Annotated in this window: 18 protein-coding genes; 8 read left to right on the forward strand and 10 right to left on the reverse strand. The window is 69.9% G+C overall.

Going from position 1 to position 19,557, the window contains the following annotated elements:
* Window positions 1–72: 72 nt before the first annotated feature.
* Window positions 73–426: an ATP-binding protein gene (locus AC27LF_RS18885; protein ID WP_479657175.1), complete on the forward strand. Its 354-nt coding sequence runs from the start codon at window positions 73–75 to the stop codon at window positions 424–426.
* Between the two features lie 97 nt (window positions 427–523).
* Here AC27LF_RS18885 and AC27LF_RS18890 read toward each other — a convergent pair whose 3' ends face one another.
* The 5 genes from AC27LF_RS18890 to afsQ1 form a co-directional block, all read right to left on the reverse strand.
* Window positions 524–727 carry a PspC domain-containing protein gene (locus AC27LF_RS18890; RefSeq protein ID WP_404023331.1) on the reverse strand — a complete coding sequence of 68 codons (204 nt, stop codon included), beginning with the start codon at window positions 725–727 and terminating at the stop codon, window positions 524–526.
* Between the two features lie 281 nt (window positions 728–1,008).
* Window positions 1,009–1,560 (reverse strand): VanZ family protein, encoded by a 552-nt coding sequence (locus AC27LF_RS18895; RefSeq protein ID WP_479657176.1) that lies wholly within the window; start codon window positions 1,558–1,560, stop codon window positions 1,009–1,011.
* 158 nt (window positions 1,561–1,718) lie between these two features.
* On the reverse strand, window positions 1,719–2,324 hold the full coding sequence (locus AC27LF_RS18900; RefSeq protein WP_479657177.1) for a hypothetical protein: 606 nt from the start codon (window positions 2,322–2,324) through the stop codon (window positions 1,719–1,721).
* Window positions 2,324–3,946, reverse strand: a complete 1,623-nt coding sequence (locus AC27LF_RS18905; protein ID WP_479657178.1) for an ATP-binding protein — start codon at window positions 3,944–3,946, stop codon at window positions 2,324–2,326. Before AC27LF_RS18905 ends, AC27LF_RS18900 begins: the two co-directional genes overlap by 1 nt.
* Window positions 3,943–4,620 (reverse strand): two-component system response regulator AfsQ1, encoded by a 678-nt coding sequence (gene afsQ1, locus AC27LF_RS18910; protein WP_121887427.1) that lies wholly within the window; start codon window positions 4,618–4,620, stop codon window positions 3,943–3,945. The genes AC27LF_RS18905 and afsQ1 overlap by 4 nt, the downstream gene beginning before the upstream one ends.
* A gap of 231 nt (window positions 4,621–4,851) precedes the next feature.
* On the opposite strand from afsQ1, the gene AC27LF_RS18915 reads away from it, so the two are divergent.
* Window positions 4,852–5,646 (forward strand): SigE family RNA polymerase sigma factor, encoded by a 795-nt coding sequence (locus AC27LF_RS18915; RefSeq protein WP_479657179.1) that lies wholly within the window; start codon window positions 4,852–4,854, stop codon window positions 5,644–5,646.
* A 191-nt stretch (window positions 5,647–5,837) separates the two neighbouring features.
* Here the strand turns inward: AC27LF_RS18915 and AC27LF_RS18920 are convergent, their stop codons facing one another.
* Window positions 5,838–6,476, reverse strand: a complete 639-nt coding sequence (locus AC27LF_RS18920) for a uridine kinase family protein (RefSeq protein ID WP_479657207.1) — start codon at window positions 6,474–6,476, stop codon at window positions 5,838–5,840.
* 160 nt (window positions 6,477–6,636) lie between these two features.
* Here AC27LF_RS18920 and AC27LF_RS18925 point away from each other — a divergent pair, with 160 nt between their 5' ends.
* Window positions 6,637–7,035, forward strand: coding sequence for a hypothetical protein (locus AC27LF_RS18925; RefSeq protein WP_479657208.1), 399 nt, complete (start codon window positions 6,637–6,639; stop codon window positions 7,033–7,035).
* A gap of 105 nt (window positions 7,036–7,140) precedes the next feature.
* Here AC27LF_RS18925 and AC27LF_RS18930 read toward each other — a convergent pair whose 3' ends face one another.
* A complete protein-coding gene (locus tag AC27LF_RS18930; RefSeq protein ID WP_479657180.1) occupies window positions 7,141–7,392 on the reverse strand; it encodes a type II toxin-antitoxin system RelE family toxin in 252 nt (83 codons plus the stop codon).
* A complete protein-coding gene (locus AC27LF_RS18935) occupies window positions 7,393–7,641 on the reverse strand; it encodes a type II toxin-antitoxin system Phd/YefM family antitoxin (RefSeq protein ID WP_450499944.1) in 249 nt (82 codons plus the stop codon).
* A 236-nt stretch (window positions 7,642–7,877) separates the two neighbouring features.
* Here AC27LF_RS18935 and mads2 point away from each other — a divergent pair, with 236 nt between their 5' ends.
* Window positions 7,878–10,154: a methylation-associated defense system DNA methyltransferase MAD2 gene (gene mads2 / locus AC27LF_RS18940; RefSeq protein ID WP_479657181.1), complete on the forward strand. Its 2,277-nt coding sequence runs from the start codon at window positions 7,878–7,880 to the stop codon at window positions 10,152–10,154.
* Complete coding sequence (gene mads5, locus AC27LF_RS18945; RefSeq protein ID WP_479657182.1) at window positions 10,151–11,566, forward strand: methylation-associated defense system restriction endonuclease subunit S MAD5; 1,416 nt, start codon at window positions 10,151–10,153, stop codon at window positions 11,564–11,566. The genes mads2 and mads5 overlap by 4 nt, the downstream gene beginning before the upstream one ends.
* A gap of 70 nt (window positions 11,567–11,636) precedes the next feature.
* Here mads5 and AC27LF_RS18950 read toward each other — a convergent pair whose 3' ends face one another.
* Together AC27LF_RS18950 and AC27LF_RS18955 are read right to left on the reverse strand one after the other, a co-directional pair.
* Entirely contained in the window at window positions 11,637–11,846 is a 210-nt protein-coding gene (locus AC27LF_RS18950) for a DUF397 domain-containing protein (protein WP_479657183.1), read from the reverse strand.
* Window positions 11,825–12,673 carry a helix-turn-helix domain-containing protein gene (locus AC27LF_RS18955; protein ID WP_479657184.1) on the reverse strand — a complete coding sequence of 283 codons (849 nt, stop codon included), beginning with the start codon at window positions 12,671–12,673 and terminating at the stop codon, window positions 11,825–11,827. The genes AC27LF_RS18950 and AC27LF_RS18955 overlap by 22 nt, the downstream gene beginning before the upstream one ends.
* Before the next feature lie 267 nt (window positions 12,674–12,940).
* Here AC27LF_RS18955 and AC27LF_RS18960 point away from each other — a divergent pair, with 267 nt between their 5' ends.
* The 3 genes from AC27LF_RS18960 (at window position 12,941) to mads7 (ending at window position 19,503) form a co-directional block, all read left to right on the forward strand.
* Window positions 12,941–13,306, forward strand: coding sequence for a hypothetical protein (locus AC27LF_RS18960; RefSeq protein ID WP_479657185.1), 366 nt, complete (start codon window positions 12,941–12,943; stop codon window positions 13,304–13,306).
* A gap of 174 nt (window positions 13,307–13,480) precedes the next feature.
* Entirely contained in the window at window positions 13,481–17,809 is a 4,329-nt protein-coding gene (gene mads6, locus AC27LF_RS18965; RefSeq protein ID WP_479657186.1) for a methylation-associated defense system protein kinase MAD6, read from the forward strand.
* Entirely contained in the window at window positions 17,809–19,503 is a 1,695-nt protein-coding gene (gene mads7 / locus AC27LF_RS18970) for a methylation-associated defense system protein MAD7 (RefSeq protein WP_479657187.1), read from the forward strand. Before mads6 ends, mads7 begins: the two co-directional genes overlap by 1 nt.
* Window positions 19,504–19,557: the final 54 nt, after the last annotated feature.

A 19,557-nucleotide genomic window follows, 5' to 3' on the forward strand; every position in this document is an offset into this window, starting at 1 on the left:
CGGCGGGCGGTGCGCCGTGTTTACGGTCGGGGACCGCTGAACCCCGTCATCGCATGCAAGGACGCATTCCCCATGAAGCAGTCTGCTGTCAAGACCTTCGGTGTCGCCGCCCTCGGTGCCGCCTTCGCCGCGGCCGGCGCGGGCGCCGCCGACGCGGCCCCGGCCGTCCCGGACGCCACCCAGGCGCTCGACGGCATCACCCGGACGCTGCCGGCCGAGAACGTCGCCACGGCGCTGCCGGGTGCGGGTGCGGCGCTCGCCCAGGGGCAGTCCGCCGTCGGCGCCGGACTGGCCGCCGCCCAGCCCGCCGCCCAGCAGGTGCTCGCTCAGGGCCCGACCGCGCCGGTCGGCGGCCTGCTCGGCGGACTGCCGGTGCAGGGCCTGCCCACGCACGGCCTGCCGGTGAACGGGGTCCCGCTCGGCTGAGCCGTACTCCACGACTCCACGACGCGCCGTCGGAGCACACCCCCTCCTCCCGGGGTGCGCTCCGACGGCGTTCTTGCGCGCTCACCGCGCCGGGCGGTTACCAGGCCGCCGACCTGGACTTCTCCTCCGAGGGCAGCAGGATCCACAGGGCGAGGTACAGCAGGAACTGCGGGCCCGGCAGCAGGCAGGAGACCAGGAAGATCACCCGCATCGTCGTCGCGGACGTGCCGAAGCGCCGTGCCAGCGCTGCGCACACTCCGCCGAGTACGCGGCCGTGGGTGGGGCGGGCGAGGGCAGTCATGTCACCACTCCTTTTCAATGCTCGGTCGTCTACGGGGCGCCTCAGCCGATGTCGAGACCGCGATCGTGCTCAACCCTTCGGGCCTCCGCGCTCCCCCACGCTCGAACTCGCTCGCGCGGGAGGGGCCCCCATGCGCTCTCGACATCGGCGCGCTCCTTCGACTCCCTCGTGGCCGGCGCGTGGGGAAAGGTGCTCTTGCACGGCCCTTGCCGCCCGCCGGTGTGGGCTCGGCTGCCCATCTGACCGCAACGGTACGGAGCGGCGTGCGGCGGGGCGTCGCCCTACGGTGCGATGCCGACCCTGGGAATCGTCGGGGTCCGGCCCTGAGCCGCTTCCTCCTGGTGGAGGGGCGTGCGCCGTACGCGCTCGCCCCTGCGGCGGAGCCAGGAGCGGCCCGCGGGGACCACGGCGAGGTGCGCCAGCGCCACGCCCACCGTGTTCAGCAGCAGCGAGTCCACGTCCACGACCCGGCCCGGCACCCCGGTCTGCAACAGGGCGATGCCCAGCGAGAGCAGGGCGCCCGCCGCGGCCGTACGGAACAGGGAGGCGAGCGGGGAGACGGTGAGCCGGCCGTGCGCCATCGGCAGCAGCACGCCCAGCGGCGCCAGCAGGGCGACCCCCTCGCCGATCCGCCGGGCCGCCTCGGGCCAGCCCAGTGCCAGATCGGCCCGGATACCGGCGAGCGGGTGCAGGTTGGCGGGCATCACCCAGGGGACGTTCAGGGGGCGCAGCATCAGCCAGGCGACGAGCGTGAGATGTGCGACGAGGAGGACACCCCCTGTCACCCGGATACGGATCGCGGCGCTGCCGCCGATGGAGCCTTGACGCTGCACGCCCCCCTAGACGCGCCCCCGCGCGCGATCGGTTCCGGATAGCCCCCGCACGGCCGCATGAGGCGTACGACACACCCACACGCCCTGTGCCGCATCCCTGCGGTGGTGGGCTCGCGGTTGGGCTGCGCGGGGCCCGGCCCGGGGCGTGCGTGGGGGTGTCAGTTGTTTGTGACGGTGGTGGAGGGGGGTCGGGTGGTGCCCGGGCGGGAACGGACGTCGTCGCCGCACTCGTAGCGGCGGGGAGGCTCGCCGCCCGGCCCGCCCAGCACCACCGAGCCGTCGCCCTCGGCCGCCGTCGAGTCGGAGAACGTGCAGACGATCTGGGCGAGCGCGTACGAGGTGAGCTGTTCCGGGGCCGTGCTCAGCCGCAACGTGTCCTCGGGGTCCTTGGGCCGCGGCCCGCTCACGCTCATGCCGCCGCGCACATACGTCGCATAGCCCGCGTTCCGCTCGCTGTCGGAGGGCGTGCGGGCGAGCTGGTCCAGCAGCCCCTGCGCCACATGCGCCCGCCGCCGGGCGTCCGCCGTGCCGTCAGGGACGCGCACCGTACGGTCCACGGTCACCAGCGACGCACCGCACAGCAGGAACACCTGCACGGGCACCCCGCCCTGCGCGGCCTGCGTCGACCGGTCCGCCTCGGACAGCGAACACGGCACCCGCGAGGGCGCGCCGCCGAAGTCCGTCGGCACCTCGGTGGCCCGGATCCCGCAGCCGGCGAGCAGCGCGGCGAGCACGGGGACGGCCAGCAGCCGCCGTACGGTCATCACGCCTCCCCCTTGTCGTCGCCCCGGCCGACGCTGCCGTCGCGGTCGCCTTCACCGGCGTCGGCGGCAGGACCGGTCTCGTCGTCCGGCTCCGTCAGCTTGGCGGCGTCCCGGGGCAGCCGCAGCGTGAACACCGCGCCGCCCTCGGCCGAGTTGGCGGCGGTGATCTCGCCGCCGTGGATGTGCGCGTTCTCCAGGGCGATGGACAGGCCGAGGCCGCTGCCGTCGGAGCGCGGTCGGGATGCGCTGGCCTTGTAGAAGCGGTCGAAGACGTGCGGCAGGACGTCCTCGGGGATGCCGGGCCCGTGGTCGCGGACGGCGATGACGATCTGTGAACCCTCCTCGCCGGCCACCCGCACCGAGACCCGCACCGGCGAGCCGCCGTGCTTGAGCGCGTTGCCGATCAGGTTGGCGAGGATCACATCGAGGCGGCGCGGGTCGAGACGGGCGTGGATGCCGCGCTCGGCGTCCAGCTCCACCGCGTCCAGCCAGGCACGGGCGTCGATGCAGGCGGTGATCTGGTCGGCGATGTCCACGTCGTCCAGGACCAGCCGGGCGGTGCCCGCGTCGAAGCGGGTGACCTCCATCAGGTTCTCGACCAGGTCGTTCAGCCGCCGTGTCTCGCTCACCACCAGCCGCACCGCGGGCTCGATCATCGGGTCCATGCTCCCGGCGTCCGAGTCCAGCTCCTCCTCCAGCACCTCCGTCACGGCGGTGATGGCGGTCAGCGGGGTGCGCAGCTCGTGGCTCATGTCCGCGACGAAGCGCCGGGACGCCTCGTCGCGGGCGGCCATGTCGGCGACCCGTTTCTCCAGCGCCTCGGCCGCGTTGTTGAACGTCCGGGACAGATCGGCGAGTTCGTCGGTGCCGGACACCCGCAGCCGGGTGTCGAGCCTGCCCTCGCCGAGCCGCCGGGCGGCCACGCCCAGCCGGTGCACCGGCTTCAGCACGGTCGTCGCGGCGGCCTGCGCGAGCAGCGCGGAGCCGATCAGCGCGAGACCCGTGGCGATGCCCAGCGACCAGGCGAGGGAGTTGAGGTCCTTCGCCTCGGGCTCCAGCGACTTGAGCATGTAACCGGTCGGGCCGCCGCCGATCACCTTCGTGCCGGCCACCAGGTACGGGGTGCCGTGCTCGACGATCCGCTGCCAGTACAGGTGGTACGCGGACTTGTTGCCGTCGCTCACCGGCTGCCGTTTGTCCACGGCGGCCCGCAGCGACCGGGGGACGTCCTCCAGCGCGAACCCGCTGAGCCCGCCCGACGTGCCGTACACCGTCCGGCCGCCCGCGTCCTGGCCGACCAGCAGCACACTGAACCGCTGGCTGCTGCCCGCCATCTGCCCCGCCGTACGCTGGAGTTCGTCCTGGGTGGGATGCACGGGCAGCGCGCTCGCCCGGTTCTGCATCTCCTGCTTGAAGTCGCGCAGCGCCGCGTCCTGGGCCCGGGTGAGCACGGCCTCCCGGTTGAGCCAGTAGGCGATGCCCGAGGCGGACACCGCGGCCGTCAGCGCGACCAGCCCGAACACCACCACGAGCCGCAGCCGCAGACTGGTGAAGCGCAGCCGTGACAGGACTCCCTTGCGACCCGCGGCCCAGCCGCGGAACCCCCCTTGCGCCTTCGTCACTGAGGAGCGTCCAGGCGGTAGCCGACACCACGGACGGTACGGATCAGCGTCGGCGACGACGGCACGTCCTCGACCTTGGCGCGCAGCCGCTGGACGCACGCGTCCACCAGCCGCGAGTCACCGAGGTAGTCGTGTTCCCAGACCAGTCGCAGCAACTGCTGCCGGGACAGCGCCTGACCGGGCCGCCGGCTCAGCTCCAGCAGCAGCCGCAGCTCGGTCGGGGTGAGCTGAAGGTCCTCGCCGTTCTTGGTCACGGTCATCGCCGAGCGGTCGATGACGAGGCTCCCGAACGTCGCCGAGTCGCTGGCCTCCCGCTCCCCGCGGCGCAGCACGGCACGGATCCGGGCGTCCAGGACGCGGCCCTGCACCGGCTTGACGACATAGTCGTCGGCGCCCGACTCAAGGCCGACCACCACGTCGATGTCGTCGCTGCGCGCGGTCAGCAGAATGATCGGCAACTGGTCCGTGCGCCGGATGCGCCGGCACACCTCGAATCCGTCGATGCCGGGCAGCATCACATCCAGCACGATCAGGTCCGGTCGCTGTTCGCGCAGCAGTTTCAGACCGTCCTCGCCGGTGGCAGCGGTGGCCACCCGGTGTCCCTGGCGCGTCAGTGAGAGCTCCAGGGCCGTACGGATGGCGTCGTCGTCCTCGATCAGCAACAGGGAAGGCACGGGGCTCATTCTGGCCCATGGAGGGGGTGCCGGACGACCTGTGGGACCCGCGGGCGCCCGGAAACCGCGATACCGCCACAGTCCGTGCACGGCCGGTCACGCAACTGTGCCGGGCCGCTGTGACAGGTCTGTGACAGTCGGCGGACACGGCCATGAAGTCACCCGGGCAAGATTTTCGGCACAGGCAAGGAAGCAAGACCGAACACCGAAGTCCACGACAGGGGGCGCGAGATGAACACGCTGCACGGCATGAGCACCAGCGCGGTCGTCACGCGTCTGCACGACGTGAACCGGGGTTACGAGAAGTCCGGTGCGGAGGGGAGTCCGTCCCGCGCGAGCGCGTTCGAGCGTGGGGGAGGCCGGGGGTGCGCCCGCGGCACCGGGCGTCAGCACACCGCGTACATGTCGGTGGTTGACGCGCGTACGGGGGGAAGCACGACGGGGGTCACGGGGGCCCACGGGGGAGCCGCGTACAGGGAGGACTCGGGGGAGCGCCGCTCGCTGACGGAAGCGGAGTTCACCGCCTACGTCCAGGAGCGCCGCGCCTCCCTGTACGCAACCGCCTACCATCTGACCGGCGACCGCTTCGAGGCCGAGGACCTGTTGCAGAGCGCGCTGTTCTCGACGTACCGGGCGTGGGACCGGATCAGTGACAAGGCGGCGGTCGGCGGATATCTGCGCCGCACCATGACCAATCTGCACATCAGCGCCTGGCGGCGCCGCAAGCTCAACGAGTACCCGACCGAGGAACTGCCGGAGACGCCCGGCGACACGGACGCGATGCGCGGCACCGAACTGCGCGCCGTGCTATGGCAGGCGCTGGCCCGGCTGCCCGAACTCCAGCGCACCATGCTGGTCCTGCGCTACTACGAGGGCCGTACGGACCCGGAGATCGCGGACATCCTCGGCATCAGTGTCGGCACGGTCAAGTCCAGCATCTGGCGCTCACTGCGCCGGCTGCGCGACGACGAGGTCCTCAGCGTCGGCCGTGACGAGGAGAACGCCTTCGGCGAACTGGTCGCCTGAAGGCCGGGGGGAACGGGGAAACGGGGGAAGGGGAAACACGGGGGTCCGTGAGTCCGGGGGGACCCACGGATGGCAGGGGGGACAGCGGGGGAACGGCGGGACTGGAGGGCCGGGGGGTCCATCCAGTCCCGCTTCTCGTGTTTCTCCGGATTCCCCTGGATTCCCCTGGATTCCCCCGGATTCCTCCCGGGCTACGCCGGTGTCTGGGTCTGTGCCGGGGGTGTGTGGTCCTGCGGCGGTGCGGCCGGCCGTACCCGGCGTACGGCCGCGGCGGCCAGCCGGACCAGCGCCTCGTCCCGGTCGCAGGCGTGCGCGCCCAGCGCCACCTGGCGGGCGACGATCGACCGCTCCGCGCGCATCAGCCGTACCCCGCGGCGCAGCAGGAACGGCACCGACTTGCGGCCCTCCGCGAGGTCCCGCACAAAGCGCCGCCTGAAGGTGGTGAGCGCACCGCGGCTCAGGCACAACGCGTCGGCCAGCAGGCCCAGTTCACGGCAGCGCGCCACGATCTCCGCCGCGAAGACGCCCTCCGCCACGAACAGCGGGGCACGCCCGATGTGCAGCGCCTCCTCGCCGGTGCGGGCGCTCTTCGCGATGTCGTACACCGGCACGGTCGTCGACCCCGTGGCGCACAGCCGGGCGATGGCGTCCACGGCGACGTCCGCGTCCCAGGACCGCGGGTGGTCCCAGTCGATGTCCGAACTCCCCGCCACCAGCGGCAGCGTCGGGTCGTCACCCTCCTTGTAGAAGTCGTCGAGGCGCAGCACGGGCAGCCCGGAACGGGCGGCGACGAGGGACTTGCCGGAACCCGAGGGGCCGCACAGCAGCACCACACGGGCGGAAGACGGGGGATGAATGCTCACGGAACACCAGTTTGACGCATGGCGCGGCCCCTGCCGACCCCGCGGGTCGGCTTTGGAGCGCACGTCACGCCTCAACTACCCTTCGTGTCGACATGATTACCCCGCGCACCAGAAGGCGGCACCCATGATGGCCCGACACAGTTCCCCCCGGCACCGCACCGCGCGGCGCGCGCTGATCGCCCTCGCGACCGCCTCCGCGGCCCTGGGCGCGGGCGCCGCGACGGCGTCCGCGGCCACCGAACCGGTCGCGGAGGTGCCGCCGCGGCCGACCTCGCTCGGCCATGTCGACCCGCAGACGGGACTGGCGGCCCTCACCGGCTCGGTCGGCTACGTCACCGGCCCGATCGCCGGTCTCAAGCCCAACCCGCTGGCGGGCACCGGCGTCGACCCCCTCGACAACGGCGTCGGCACCCAGCTCGCCGACTTCAAGCCCCTGTCGTCCCGCTCCCTGACCGGTCCGGTGGCGCAGGCGGAGTCGATCGGCGGCGTGCCGGTGGTGGGGCAGGTGGTCGGGGCGCTGCGCTGACCGTCCCGCACCGGCGCCGTGTACGACGGAGAGCCGCTCTTCCCCTGGTTGGCAGGGAAGCGCGGCTCTGCGATGTGCTGGCCTTGCAAGGCGCCTCGTCGGGGTTCAGGTAGTACGGCCGAGGTGGGTGACCATGATGCGGATGACGCCGTCGTCGATGATGTACAGAACCCGGTAGTCACCGACGTGCAGCCGCCGGATGTCTTGTGACCCGTAGGGGATGGAGCCACGTGGGCGAGGCTGGGTGGCCAGAGTGTCCACCGCTTCATAGACGGCGGCCAGCCCGACCGGGTCGTCCTTGAGGAACCGAGCAGCTGCGTTCGTGGCGCGCGGCTCCCAGATGATCTCGTAGGTCACTTACCGCAGCCCCAGCATTCGGCCGACTTCTTCGTGCGGGATGCCCGGCTCCAGCGTTCCCTGTTCCTTCTTCAGCTTGTACTCGGCCACTGCGAGGGCGTCTTCGAGATCCTCTATCACTTGGGGAGAGACGAGAAGGGCGGCTACGTGGCCGTGGTCGGTGAGGGCGATGGTCTCGCGGCCGTGGGCGGCGCGGCGGACCAGGTCCCCGAGCTGGGAGCGGGCTGCGCTAATAGCGATCTCAACCATGTGCACATGGTGGCACAAGATTCACCTTATGAGCAATTCAGTGTTCGAGGTCAGGTTGCGGAGCCTCGGGGGCTCCTTTCGGACGGGACGCGACTGGAGTTGCGCCTCGACATCGAGGCGGACCACAAGAACCGGTGAGGAACCGGTTCCGCGCTGGCCTAGTCTTGGGCGGTGCCGCCGGATGACCGCAGGCGGGGTTAATTGTGGCAATACGGGACAAGGTGGGCGCAGGCGCGATGGGTGAGGAACAGCTGGGCTTCGACATTCCCGGGGAGGGCGAGCGGAGGCCGAAGCCGGCGGCGACGGCGTTTGGGAAGGGGCGTGCGGCGGGGGCGCCGGAGGAGAGCTCCGGGCCGCGCAAGCTCCAGGACGACGAGATCTTCGACTACATCTCCGGTGACAAGGTCGTCAAGCACACGCCGATGGAGGAGGTGCGGCAGCGGATCGCCCGAGCGCTCGTCTATCAGTACGGCATCGACCCGCGCGACATGGAGGCCGACTTCCGGATCCAGGTCGAGAACCGGAAGACCGGCCGCAAGTCGTGGAAACGGGCGAGCATCGCGATCTTCAAGCACCGCGCGGATCACGAGCGGGAGTACATCCGCCGGATCGTCGTCATCAAGCCGCCCCGCAACGACAGCCGTACCGTCTCCAAGATCCGTACGTTCGCGCGCGCCAAGGAACAGATCGACGAGGTTGCCGACCTCATGCACGGGGCCGGGCCGGAGTGCGTGTACGGCATGTGGACGGACGACAAGGACCTCTACTTCATCCGCCGTGACCCGTCCCGCTTCGAGGACGAGTACCTGCCGCTCGCGAACTGGCCGCGCGGCGACGCCAGCCTCTTCGACGCCCAGGGCAACATCTCCTCGCTCGGCATCATGCGCAGCGCCGACGAGACGATGCTCAAGTTCGCGTTCCGCCGCTGCCACGACTTCATCCACGGCAACGAGGGCCTGCCCAAGGATGCCGCGTTCTGGCAGTTCCTCTACGTGCTGTTCGCCAAGCTGCACGACGAGGAGCTGGTACGCGAGCAGGGACGCGAGCCCCGGTTCTACGTCGATACGACGGAACTCGCCGCCCTCGCCGAGAGCGACGCGGGCAGCAAGGCCGTCGCCGACCGGGTACGCGAACTCTTCAAGGAGGTCAAGGAGGCCCACGCGGCGGAGCAGCAGTTCACCGAGTACGACCGTCTCACCCTCAACGACGCCGCGCTCACGTTCATCACCAGCGAACTGTCCACCTACCCCCTGCACGGCACTTCCCTGGACGCGATCGGCGCCGCCTACCAGGAACTCGTTGGCGAGAACCTGCGTGGCGATCGAGGCCAGTACTTCACCCCGAATGTCGCGACCCGCTTCATGGTCGAGCTGCTCGACCCGCAGCTCGACGAGACGGTTCTCGACCCGTGCTGCGGCACCGGTGGCTTCCTGCGCGAGACCCTGCTGCACGTGCTCCACCGGGAGGGGCTGCCCGACTTCGGGCGGGGCCTGTCCGTGCAGGAGAAGGCCAAGCTGGAAACGGAGTATCGCCCGCAGCTCGCGCGGTACGCCAAGGACCGGGTCTTCGGCATGGACTTCGACCCCTTCCTCACTCGCGCCGCCTCGTTCGGCGTGATGATGATGACCAAGGTCAAGGGCAACACCTTCCAGGTGGACTCGCTCAAGTTCCCTTACGCGGGTACGAAGATGCCTGGGTTCGGGCCCGCCAAGGAGCGCGAGGACCGCATCGGTATCGGCCAGGTCCACGTTCTGCTCACCAACCCGCCCTTCGGTACCGACATCCCCGTCACCGGGCCGACCCTGGAGCTCTTCCGGAGGGACGAGTTCGGCGGCGAGAAACAAGCGAGCATCGCCTACGACTGGAGCAAGGACAAGGAGAAGGGCGACGGCTCGCTCAAGCGCGGCAAGCCCGCCTCCTCCGTCCCGCCCGAGCGGCTGTTCGTACAGAAGTGCGTGGAGTGGGTGAAGCCGGGCGGGCGCATCGGGATCGTCCTGCCCAACGGCATCCTGTCCAACCCCGGCCCCGACGACGAGGCGGTACGGCGGTACATCCTCGACGAGTGCTGGGTGATGGCCAGCGTCGAACTCCCCGTCGAGCCCTTCGTGTTCGGCGCCGGCGTCAACATCCTCACCACGATGCTGTTCCTGCGGAAGAAGACCCTGGAGGAGAAGAGGGAGGAGCAACTGTACGGCCCCGTCGACTACCCGGTGTTCATGGCCGTCGTCGAGAAGGTCGGCCACGACCGGCGCGGCAACCGGTTGTGGGTACGGGACGCGCGTGGCGAGTACGAGTGGCAGGAGTACTTGGAGAACGACGACATCTGGGTCGGGAACGTCATCGTGCCGCGGAAGATCAAGCGGCGCAAGCGGATCCTGGACAACGACCTCTTCGCTCTGCGGGACCGGACCGAGCACGATGTCGTCGTGCGGCCCAACGTGATCGACTCGTATCGCGAGTTCTTGAAGGAGTACGGGCATGAACTCCCCTGGAAGAAGGGGGAGACGGCGTGAGGGTCGCCGAACCCGGGAATCCGGCGCGGCGGGGATGGTTGGACCGGCAGGGGCTGCGGCTTGTCGCGAAGCCCTATCTGTCGGGGGCGTTTGCCACTCAGCGGATGTTGGAGCGGCTGCCCATGGAGAGCACGGCGCTGAAGGAACTCACGGTGGAGCACGGGGGCATCTTCAGCGGACCACAGTTCTCACGCGTGTATCTCACCGCGCCCGAGCACAGTGTGCCATTCGTCGGCAGCAAGGACATGCTGGTTGCGGACCTCAGTGTGCTGCCTCGGCTCAGGAAGAGCGACGCGGAGCTGCCGGGGATGCGTTATCTGAAGCTCCAGGCCGGTACGACCCTGATCTCGCGCTCGGGCTTCAACGCAGGGCGTCGGTCGTATGTACGCCCGGACATGGCTGGTTTCTGGTCTTCGGAAGATGTCATCAAGGTTGTACCTGACCAAGACAAGATCAGGTCCGGCTATCTGTACGCGTTTCTGTCGAGCCGATTCGGCGAGGTGCTGGTCAGGTCCGGGATTTACGGTTCGGCCGTCAAGCACATCGCGCCCGACCACGTCGGTGAGATTCGTGTGCCGCGCTTCGGGGACGCCGTGGAGAACGAGATCCACGAGCTCGTCCAGGGGGCGGCCGAGTTGAGGGCGGAGTTCCAGGCGGGGCTGGAGGCGGCGACGCGGGATCTGTTCCGTACGGCCGGGATCGAGGAACTGCTGGATCTGCGGTGGCATGAGCGGGGGCGGGACCTGGGGTTCGCGCAGCGCGGCGTCACGGCGACGAGCCTTCGGGCGCTCAACTTCCAGCCGCGGGCTCGGGCGATTCTGGAGCGCTTGGGGGAGCGGGAGTGTGTGTCGTTGGGGGAGGTTTGTGAGGGGGGCATGCTGAGAACCGGGAAGCGGTTCAAGCGTGTTGACGCGGACCAGGCTCACGGTGTCCGCCTGGTTGGGCAACGCCAGTCCTTCTGGATTCGCCCGGAAGGGCGCTGGATCAGTGCGGAACAGGCGCCCGATGACATCCTGCAACAGGACGAGACGGTCTTGATCGCTGCCCATGGGACCTTGGGTGACAACGAAGTGTACGGCCGCTCGATCATGGTTACCGGATCGTGGCTGGACAACGCGTTCAGTCAAGACTTCGTACGGGTTGTCAGCGGGGACGTGAACGTTCCCGGGGCTTACCTGTTCGCATTCTTCCGCTCGGAGGCGGCATTCCGCGTTCTGCGATCAATGAGCGTCGGGGGGAAGCAGCAGGAGTACCACACAAAGCTGCTCCGCGAACTGCCCATTCCTCTCCTCACCCAGCCCGATCGCGACCGCATCGCCAAAACCGTCCGCGCCGCCTACAAGAAGCGTGACGAAGCCGACCGCAAGGAGGACTTGGCCCTCGTGAAGCTTGAGGAGGCTGTGACGGGCTGAAAGGCTCGCCGGAGTCCCTGTTCCGGAACGGGTCCTGGAACGTCACCAGGGCCCGTTCCGTGTATCTGCCCTACAGGGAGCCGTTCTTGATCCCGCTGACGAATGGTTGCCAGGCTTCCCCGTCCAGCATCAGGACAGGGCCGGTCGTGTTCTTACTGTCGCGTACGGGGACCGTGCCGGGGAAGTCGTCGCAGACCTCGACACATTCGTCGCCCTGCTGGTTCCCGCTGTAGGAGGACTTGCGCCAGCGGGCGGTGCTCAGGTCCGGGGTGACTCGCATGGCTCGTACTTCTCCAACGTCGCTTCGATCAGCGCCGCGGACTCCCGTGCTGAGAGGGCGCTGGCTTTCATACGATCGTACTCTCGCACGCGCTGCGCGACCGTTTCCCGGTCGTCGAAGACCTCGCCGTTCCTGGGGCCTTCTTGGTACACGGTGGTGGAGTTGTCCGGCAGCGTGAGCAGGATGAGCGTGCCGTTCATCAGGGCGAACGCCCCCGCATCGAACGGGGCGACCTGGATCGTTGTATGGCGCGTGTTGACCAGTGGCAGCAGCGCCGCGAGCTGCTCGCGCATCACCGCTGGACCGCCCACGGTCTGCCGCAGCGCTGCTTCACTGAGAATCCACCAGAAGTCCGGTGGATTGTCACGCCGAAGAATCTCCTGTCGGCTCAGACGGGCCGACACCAGGCTCTCGATCTCCTGAGGGCTCATGCCAGGCTCGCCCTCTGGAAACAACGCCCGCATGTATGCCGGAGTCTGGAGCAGCCCAGGGATGATGCTCGCGTTGAACGCCTGAATCCGCGCCGCCCTCGCCTCCAACTCCAAGCAATGATCGAACCGCCGAGGCGTATGCTCCCGCTTCACCGCCCCCCACAACCCCTGGAACAACTCCCCCGTCCCCAACGCGACGTCCAGCTTCTCCGAGATCGGTGACAGCGGAAGCCGTTCCCCCGTCTCCACCCCGTGCAGGTGCGTCTTGCTGTAGTTGACGATGTCCGACAGCCGGTCCAACGACAGCCCGGCTAGCTGGCGTTGACGGCGCAGCTCCACGCCGTACAGGTCGCGTGCGGAGCGGGCCGCGTCGAGGTCGCGGGCGGGCTGGGTCATGGCGATGCTCCCTTGCCGTATGGATGGGCCGTGCCGTTCCGTTCCGTGTCCCCGATGGGATGTCGGCACCCTGTCCACGGTAGTTTCGGTGGGTGACAGTGTGGGCGCGAACAGTGAATTCCGGCAGGTGAGGGCTGTTCCCAAACCCGTCCTGGAACACCGTCATCCTGTTCAACGACCGCCCCGCCCGTGACGCTGAGTGTGCGAACAGTGAGAACGAGCAGCTCGGGGTCTCCTCCGCCCCCGCTGCGAACACAGGAGGCACCCTTGGCATCCCGAGCCCGTAAGTCGACGGACGGAACCGCGCGTACCGCCCGTCGCCCCCGCCCCGACCGCGCGGCCGTGACCGCCGCCGCGCAGACGCACGCCGAGGAACGGGCCGCCGAGCGGGCCGCGCGTGAGGAGCGGCGCCTGCCGGTCGGTCAACTTGCCCACGACACACGGCGGGAGAAGCGCGGAATCGTCATGGACCACCTTGATGGGTTCGTGTGGCTGCGCCCGGTCGGTGGTGGTACGGAGTGGACGGCTCTCCCCGGTGACGTACAGCCGTGGCAGGACCGTGATCAGGCGAAGGCGCTGCTGCGGGCACGTGTAGCAGACGCGAACGCCCGCAGCAGAGGGGAGAAGCTGTGAACGACGCCGAGTGACCGGCGGACGACCTCTGTGTGACGGAATCCAGGCCCCTTGTCAGTGGGCCGTTTTAGAGTGTCCCGTGACACAGGTGGTGGTGCATATGCCGAGGGGATGCCTGGGTGTGTGAGCACAGCGGGACACTCACGGCGGGGAACGGGGAGCGGGGGCAGAGCGATGGCGCGGATCATCCCGATCGGGGAGCCGGCCAACGAGGCCGAGCGCATGGTGCTGCGCCATCTGCGGGAGCAGGCGCCGGACGACTGGATCGTGGTGGCCAACTTCGAGCTGCCGTACGGGCCGGGGCGTCCGATGTTCGAGGTGGACCTGGCGATCATCGCGGATCACGCCGTCTATGTGGCCGACACCAAGGGTGTGCACGGCCGGGTCCAGGTGCGGGGCGGGCGCTGGTATCCGCAGGGGGCGCCGTTCCCCAGCCCGGCGCGCAAGATCCGCAACCACGCGCGGGTCGCCGGTGACCTGCTGACGCGGTCCCGGGCGGCGAGCGCAGGGCTCGGGTCGGTGTGGTGCGAGGGGCTGGTGATCCTGCCGTATCCGGGCGCCACGCTGCACGACCCCGACGGCCGCGACGAGGTGAGCACGTATCACCTCGACGAACTGGTGTCTTTCCTCCAACGGCACCGGCCGCCCGGGCACGGCAGGCGCCCCGGCGGCGATGACATCTCCGCGCTGCGTGACGACATCGCCCGTGTCTTCCAGGCGGAGACCCGGCCGCCGTCCGGGCCGCGCCGGTTCGGTCACTATGAGGTCGTGGAGACCCTGTACGAGGCGTCCCCCGCCGACCTGGCCGACCAGGACGGCGATCCGGCCCGCCGTGTCTCCGTGTACCGAGTGCGGCTGGCCGACCAGCCGCGGTCGGGGACACGCATCCTCCAGGCGCACGCCGTCGACCCGCTGCTGCCCGAGGGCGCGCGGTCCACGGCCTACGCGCGCATCGGCACCCCGGTCCAGGCCCTCAGCAAGCTGCCGTCCAGCCCGTACATCGTGCCGTGCGAGACGTCCTTCCGGCTCGACGAGGGGGACGGGTACGCCGTCGTCCTGAAGGACGTGCACGCCGAGGCGCTGCGGGTCAGGCTCGACGCCCGGGGACAGAGCACGCTCGGCGCCGACGCCAGGCGGCGTGTGGTCGACGGAGTGCTCGGCGGTCTCGCCATCGCGCACGCCCATCGGGTCGTCCACCGCTACCTCAGCCCGGACACCGTGCTCATCGGGCGCAACGGCACCGCCATGCTCACCGGCTTCGACTACGCCCACCCCGGGCCGCCGCGCCCGCGTGACGAGTCCCGGGGCATCGAGGCGTACGCGCACCAGTCGCCAGCCTATCTCGCCCCAGAGTGCCATGAGCGGCCCGGGGTCTTCTCCCCGGCCACCGACCTGTACGCGGCCGGAGTGCTCTTTCATGAGCTGTACACCGGGGAGGAACCGGCCCTTGGCGCGGGCGGCACCCCGCTCGACAGCCTCGACGATGTCGACCGGATCGACCCCGAGCTCAAGGCGATCATCCGTGAGTTGCTGTCCGCCGACCCGGCTGCCAGGCCGCCCGCCCGCGAGGCCATCCGGCGTCTCGACAGCGCCGACAAGGGCCGTGCTCGTGCCCAGGTCCGGCGCGGGGAGCGTGAGGAATCCGGTGACCCGTTCGACTGGGCCGACTCGCACAGCTACACCGACCTGCCTGAGGGGTTCCGCCTCACCGAGAAGTTCCGGGTGCGCTCCCGGCTCGGGCACGGGCAGTTCGGGGTCGTCTACCGGGTGTTCAACACCCTCGACGACACCGACGAGGTCCTGAAGATCATCACCAGGGACCGGGAGTCCGTACGGGAACGCCTGGAGAGCGAGTACCGCATCCTGCGCAGGATCGGCCCGCACCCCAACCTCGTGCGTCTCATCGACGCCGAGTTCCTGCCCAAGGGCGGCTTCCCCTACCTGCGCATGGAGTACGCCGAGGGGCAGGACCTCAAGCGCGTCCTCGACCAGGGCCGCCCCCTCGGCCCCGCGGACGTGCGCAAGCTCCTCGACGACTGTCTCGCCGGCCTCGCCCATCTGCACGCGGGCGGTGTCTTCCACTGCGACATCAAGCCCAGCAACCTGCTGTGGACCGCCGACGGCGCCCGCATCCTCGACTTCAACGCGGCCGTCTCTGCCGACTCCACCCTGACCCCGACCCTCGGCTCCCCCCGCTACCTCGCCCCCGAGGCCACCGGCCTCACCCGGCCCAGCCGCGAGGAACTCACCGACCTCGACCTGTTCGCTCTCGGCATCTCCGCCTATGAGGCGCTCACCGGCGGCTATCCGTGGCAGGGCCGAGGCACCCCACCACGCGGCGGGCAGCCCCTCGACCCGCGCCGGCTGCCCGGTCTTGCCGACCTCGACCCCGGCTTCACGGCTGTCCTGCTGCGCGCTCTCGCCCCCCGCCGCTACGAGCGGTACCGAGACGCCGAGGAGTTCCGCGCCGCCCTCGCCGCCGTCCGCGAGGTGCGTCTCGTGCCGCCCGCCTCGGACCCGGAGGAACCGCCGCGGCCCGCAGCCGCCGACGGCGACCCGGCTCAGGCCGATTCCAACCCCTTCGTCAGCCACCTTCAGACGCTCTACAGCCAGAACGCCCGAACCAACGCGGGCACCCGAGGCCTCGACCCGGCCGGCTACCCCCTCTACGTCGCGACCGCCCTGGACAACCGGCTGCGCCCCGACGTCCTCGCGGGCCGTCACCGCCTCGTCCTCATCACGGGAAACGCCGGGGACGGCAAGACCGCGTTTCTCCAACACCTCGCCGACGAAGCACGCCGACGCGGCGCCCGATTCGGTGAAGCACGTGCCAACGGCGACGACTTCACTCTCGACGGCCGCTCCTTCCACACCAACCACGACGGCAGCCAGGACGAGGGCGACACCGACAACGACACCGTTCTCGACACCTTCCTCGCCTCCTACCAGGGCACCGACGCGGAGGCATGGCCCGACGACGTCACCCGGCTCGTCGCCGTGAACGAGGGCCGTCTCGTCGATTTCGTCACCCGGCACCAGGAGCGCTACCCGCTGCTCGCGGACACCGTCCGGGAGGGGCTGACCACCGGCCGTGCCGCCCACGGTGTTGCCGTGGTCAACCTCAACGCCCGTGACGTCCTCGCCGACCCCGACGGCACCGGATCGGTCATGCACCGCATGGTCGCCGCACTCACCGACGAACGGTACTGGCAGGCCTGCGGCTCCTGCGTGCTCGCCCCGCGCTGCTACGCCCTGCACAACGCCCGCACCTTCTCCCACCCCACTGCCGGCCCGCAGGTCACCGATCGCCTCGCCACCCTCTTCCGCATGGCCCACCTGCGGGGACGCCTTCACATCACCCTCCGGGACCTGCGCTCCGCCCTCGCCTACACCCTCACCTCCGGCCGCGACTGCGCCGAGATCCACACCCTGTACGCGCGCGAGGAACCCGAGGCCACGCAGGAGATCCTCGACAGCCTGTACTTCACCAGCTGGACCGGCATCCACACCGGAAGCCACCCGGGTACGCAGGCGGGAGCCCGAACCGGCATCCCCGGGACGGGCACGCGTACCGGCGCCCGTCCCGGCCGGACACCCGCCGACGCCCCGCGACGGGACGAACGGGACCGGCTCCTCGCCCAGTTGCGCGACCTCGACGTCGCCGCCGTCCCCGATCCCCAGCTGGACCGGAAGCTCGACTACACCGGCCCGGCCGCCGGACACACCCTCGTCTCCTTCGACCAGCGCGGCGATCTCGACGAACGGCTCCTCACCGATGCCTTCGAGGCCCTGCCCCGCACCCACCAGGCCGACAGCGCCCAGATCTCCGCCCACCGCGCCTACCTCGCCGCCGCCCGGCGCCGTTTCTACTTCGAAAGCCTCGACGACGCCCGCTGGCGAAGCCTCCTGCCCTACCAGGCAGCCGACCGCTTTCTGCGCCTGCTGGCCGGCGGACAGCCCGGTCACGAGGAACTGACCCGGCTCATCGAGGCCGTCAGCCGTGGCGAGGGCATGCCCCGGGGGCTCGGCCAGGACGGCGGCCGGGACCTCGCGCTGCAGGTGCGGGCCGTCCCCGGCGGCACGGTACGCAGCCACCGGCTGTTCCCCGCCGAGCACTTCACCATCGGCGTCGACGGCCCGTCGGCTTCGCCGTACGTCGAGACTAGCCCCCGCGAACTCGTCGTACGCCACCACCCCGAGGACGGTCGCGCTCACCGTGCCCAACTGACGGTCCGCCTCGACCTGTACGAGCTGCTCGACCGGTTGCACCGCGGACACCAGCCAGGCGTCGAGGATCGCCAGGGCCAGAACCTCGCCCTGACCGTCTTCAAGAACGCCCTGGCCGCCACCTCCTACCAGGAAGTTCTCCTCAACGCACCCGGATCGCCGCCCTACCGGCTGCGCCGGCTGCCGGACGGTGCCCTGCGCCTGGCTCCCGCTCGACCAAACACAGCTCCGGACCCGGACCGGGACTCGGATCCGGCCCCGGAAGGAGCACGCTGATGGCACTGCGCCGCCGTGACACCGAGTTCAAGCACCTCGGCGTCTCCTACCTGGACTTCAAGCGCGTGCAGATGGACCGGGTGCTGACCGGATTCCTCATGCGGCTCAACCACAAGGGCCTCACCAGTCGCCTGGTGCGACGCAACGACCTGTCCGCCAAGGAATTCGCGGCCGAGTTCACCGACACCGGCAATGCCGACCGCTTCCAGGGCTTCGCCGACCACCCCGACATGGCCCGGCGCTGGGTGGAGACCCAGCTCCTGGACGTGGTCAACCGGGGCAGGCCCACCCAGGCGGTGGCCGGTCTGCGCCCGCTGCACGGCCTCACCTACAAGTTCCGCAGCAGCTACCACTCCCGGCCCTACGGCGCTGACGCCCAGCTGTACGAGATGCTGCGGCACGCGCGCGGCCCGCTGGGCGCCCTCGCGCTGGAGCAGCTTCGCGCGTTCTTCTTCACCGGTCTCGGCACGGCGGCCTCCGTCCCCGCGCAGAAGACGCCCGTGGACATCGAGACCCAGGCGGTACTGCACCTCAACAGCCAGGTGAAGGCGGACAGTCCGCACACCATCAAGGGCTGGTACTCGGCACCCCCGCTGTGTGTGGGGCAGGCCGATCTGCTCGCCGACGACGTTGTGCGCCTGTTGTCCCTGAAGGATCTGCTGCCTCGCATCACCATGGTCGAGTACCTGAAGATCCTCTTCGCGTTTCACCTCGCTCTCGCCCAGTTCAAGACGATGAAACTGCTGCCCGTGGCCGTGGCGCGGTCGGCGGCTGACCCGGCCTGCGGACACGATCGCTGCCCGGCTTCCGCCACCGCGCGGGACCCGCTGGCGGGATGCCCTTTCCGTATCGGGCTCTTCGTGGATGTCGCCGGAGTACCCGGCACCCCCGCTGCCGCGCTCGCCGAACAGAGCGCCGAGCACTGGCTACGCCGCATCCCCGACTTCGTGCGCGCCGCCTACACCGTCCGGAAGCTGGACGAGTTCGCCGAACACCTCGTCGGCCAGGGCAAGGAGGGCCGCCCTTCGTCCGGGCACTTCACCGTGCCCGAGCTTCTCCGCTTCGGCACGGACGCGTACCGCAAGACGCGCGACGAGTTCTTCGGTTCCCGGCTGACCGCGATCCTGGACGACACCCCGGTCAGCGAGCAGCCCGAAGAGGTCCGGCCACTGCTGGACGAGTCCATGGGGCTCGCCCCCTTCGAGAAGTACCTCGAACTCCTGATGGCCTATCGGGGGCCCTACCACCACAAGTACATCATCGACACCATCGACTCCCTGCTACTCAAGAACCGCCCCGGCGCCGCCATCACGCAACCCCACGGAGGCCGACGCCGCTTCGTCCTCGACAGCGCCTTGCTGGAGGTGCTGGTTCAGGTGGCGCTCCTGCGTCTCAACTCCCGCGGCAGCTCCTCCCCGTACACCCACCACACCGTTTCGCTTCGGCTGGACGAGTTCCTCGCCCTGTTGCGCGATCGGTACGGGCTGTACGTGGACCGTCTGCCCACCGCCGACGGATTCGGCCCGGCGGGGCTGGACGAGGAGTCCGCCCTCAGGGCCAACGCCGAGGCGTTCACCACGCGTATGCGGGAGATCGGCTGCTACGACGACCTGTCGGACGCCTATCTCACCCAGGTGATCACCCCGAGGTTCTCCATCGCCGAGGACGGCACGGTGACCACGGGCGGACGGTAAGAGGAAGCGCACGGGCGGTATGGACCGCAGGGGCAAGAGGGAGACGGGGGAGAC

This window comes from Streptomyces diversicolor (genome assembly GCF_057537855.1).

Excerpts from the sequence above, each read along its gene's own strand:
- mads2 (WP_479657181.1), top strand. The coding sequence starts at position 7,878 with ATGGGTGAGGAACAGCTGGGCTTCGACATTCCCGGGGAGGGCGAGCGG.
- AC27LF_RS18890 (WP_404023331.1), bottom strand. The coding sequence starts at position 727 with ATGACTGCCCTCGCCCGCCCCACCCACGGCCGCGTACTCGGCGGAGTG.
- AC27LF_RS18955 (WP_479657184.1), bottom strand. The coding sequence starts at position 12,673 with ATGACCCAGCCCGCCCGCGACCTCGACGCGGCCCGCTCCGCACGCGAC.
- AC27LF_RS18950 (WP_479657183.1), bottom strand. The coding sequence starts at position 11,846 with ATGCGAGTCACCCCGGACCTGAGCACCGCCCGCTGGCGCAAGTCCTCC.
- AC27LF_RS18925 (WP_479657208.1), top strand. The coding sequence starts at position 6,637 with ATGGCCCGACACAGTTCCCCCCGGCACCGCACCGCGCGGCGCGCGCTG.
- mads6 (WP_479657186.1), top strand. The coding sequence starts at position 13,481 with ATGGCGCGGATCATCCCGATCGGGGAGCCGGCCAACGAGGCCGAGCGC.
- mads7 (WP_479657187.1), top strand. The coding sequence starts at position 17,809 with ATGGCACTGCGCCGCCGTGACACCGAGTTCAAGCACCTCGGCGTCTCC.
- AC27LF_RS18935 (WP_450499944.1), bottom strand. The coding sequence starts at position 7,641 with ATGGTTGAGATCGCTATTAGCGCAGCCCGCTCCCAGCTCGGGGACCTG.
- AC27LF_RS18900 (WP_479657177.1), bottom strand. The coding sequence starts at position 2,324 with ATGACCGTACGGCGGCTGCTGGCCGTCCCCGTGCTCGCCGCGCTGCTC.
- AC27LF_RS18885 (WP_479657175.1), top strand. The coding sequence starts at position 73 with ATGAAGCAGTCTGCTGTCAAGACCTTCGGTGTCGCCGCCCTCGGTGCC.
- AC27LF_RS18915 (WP_479657179.1), top strand. The coding sequence starts at position 4,852 with ATGAACACGCTGCACGGCATGAGCACCAGCGCGGTCGTCACGCGTCTG.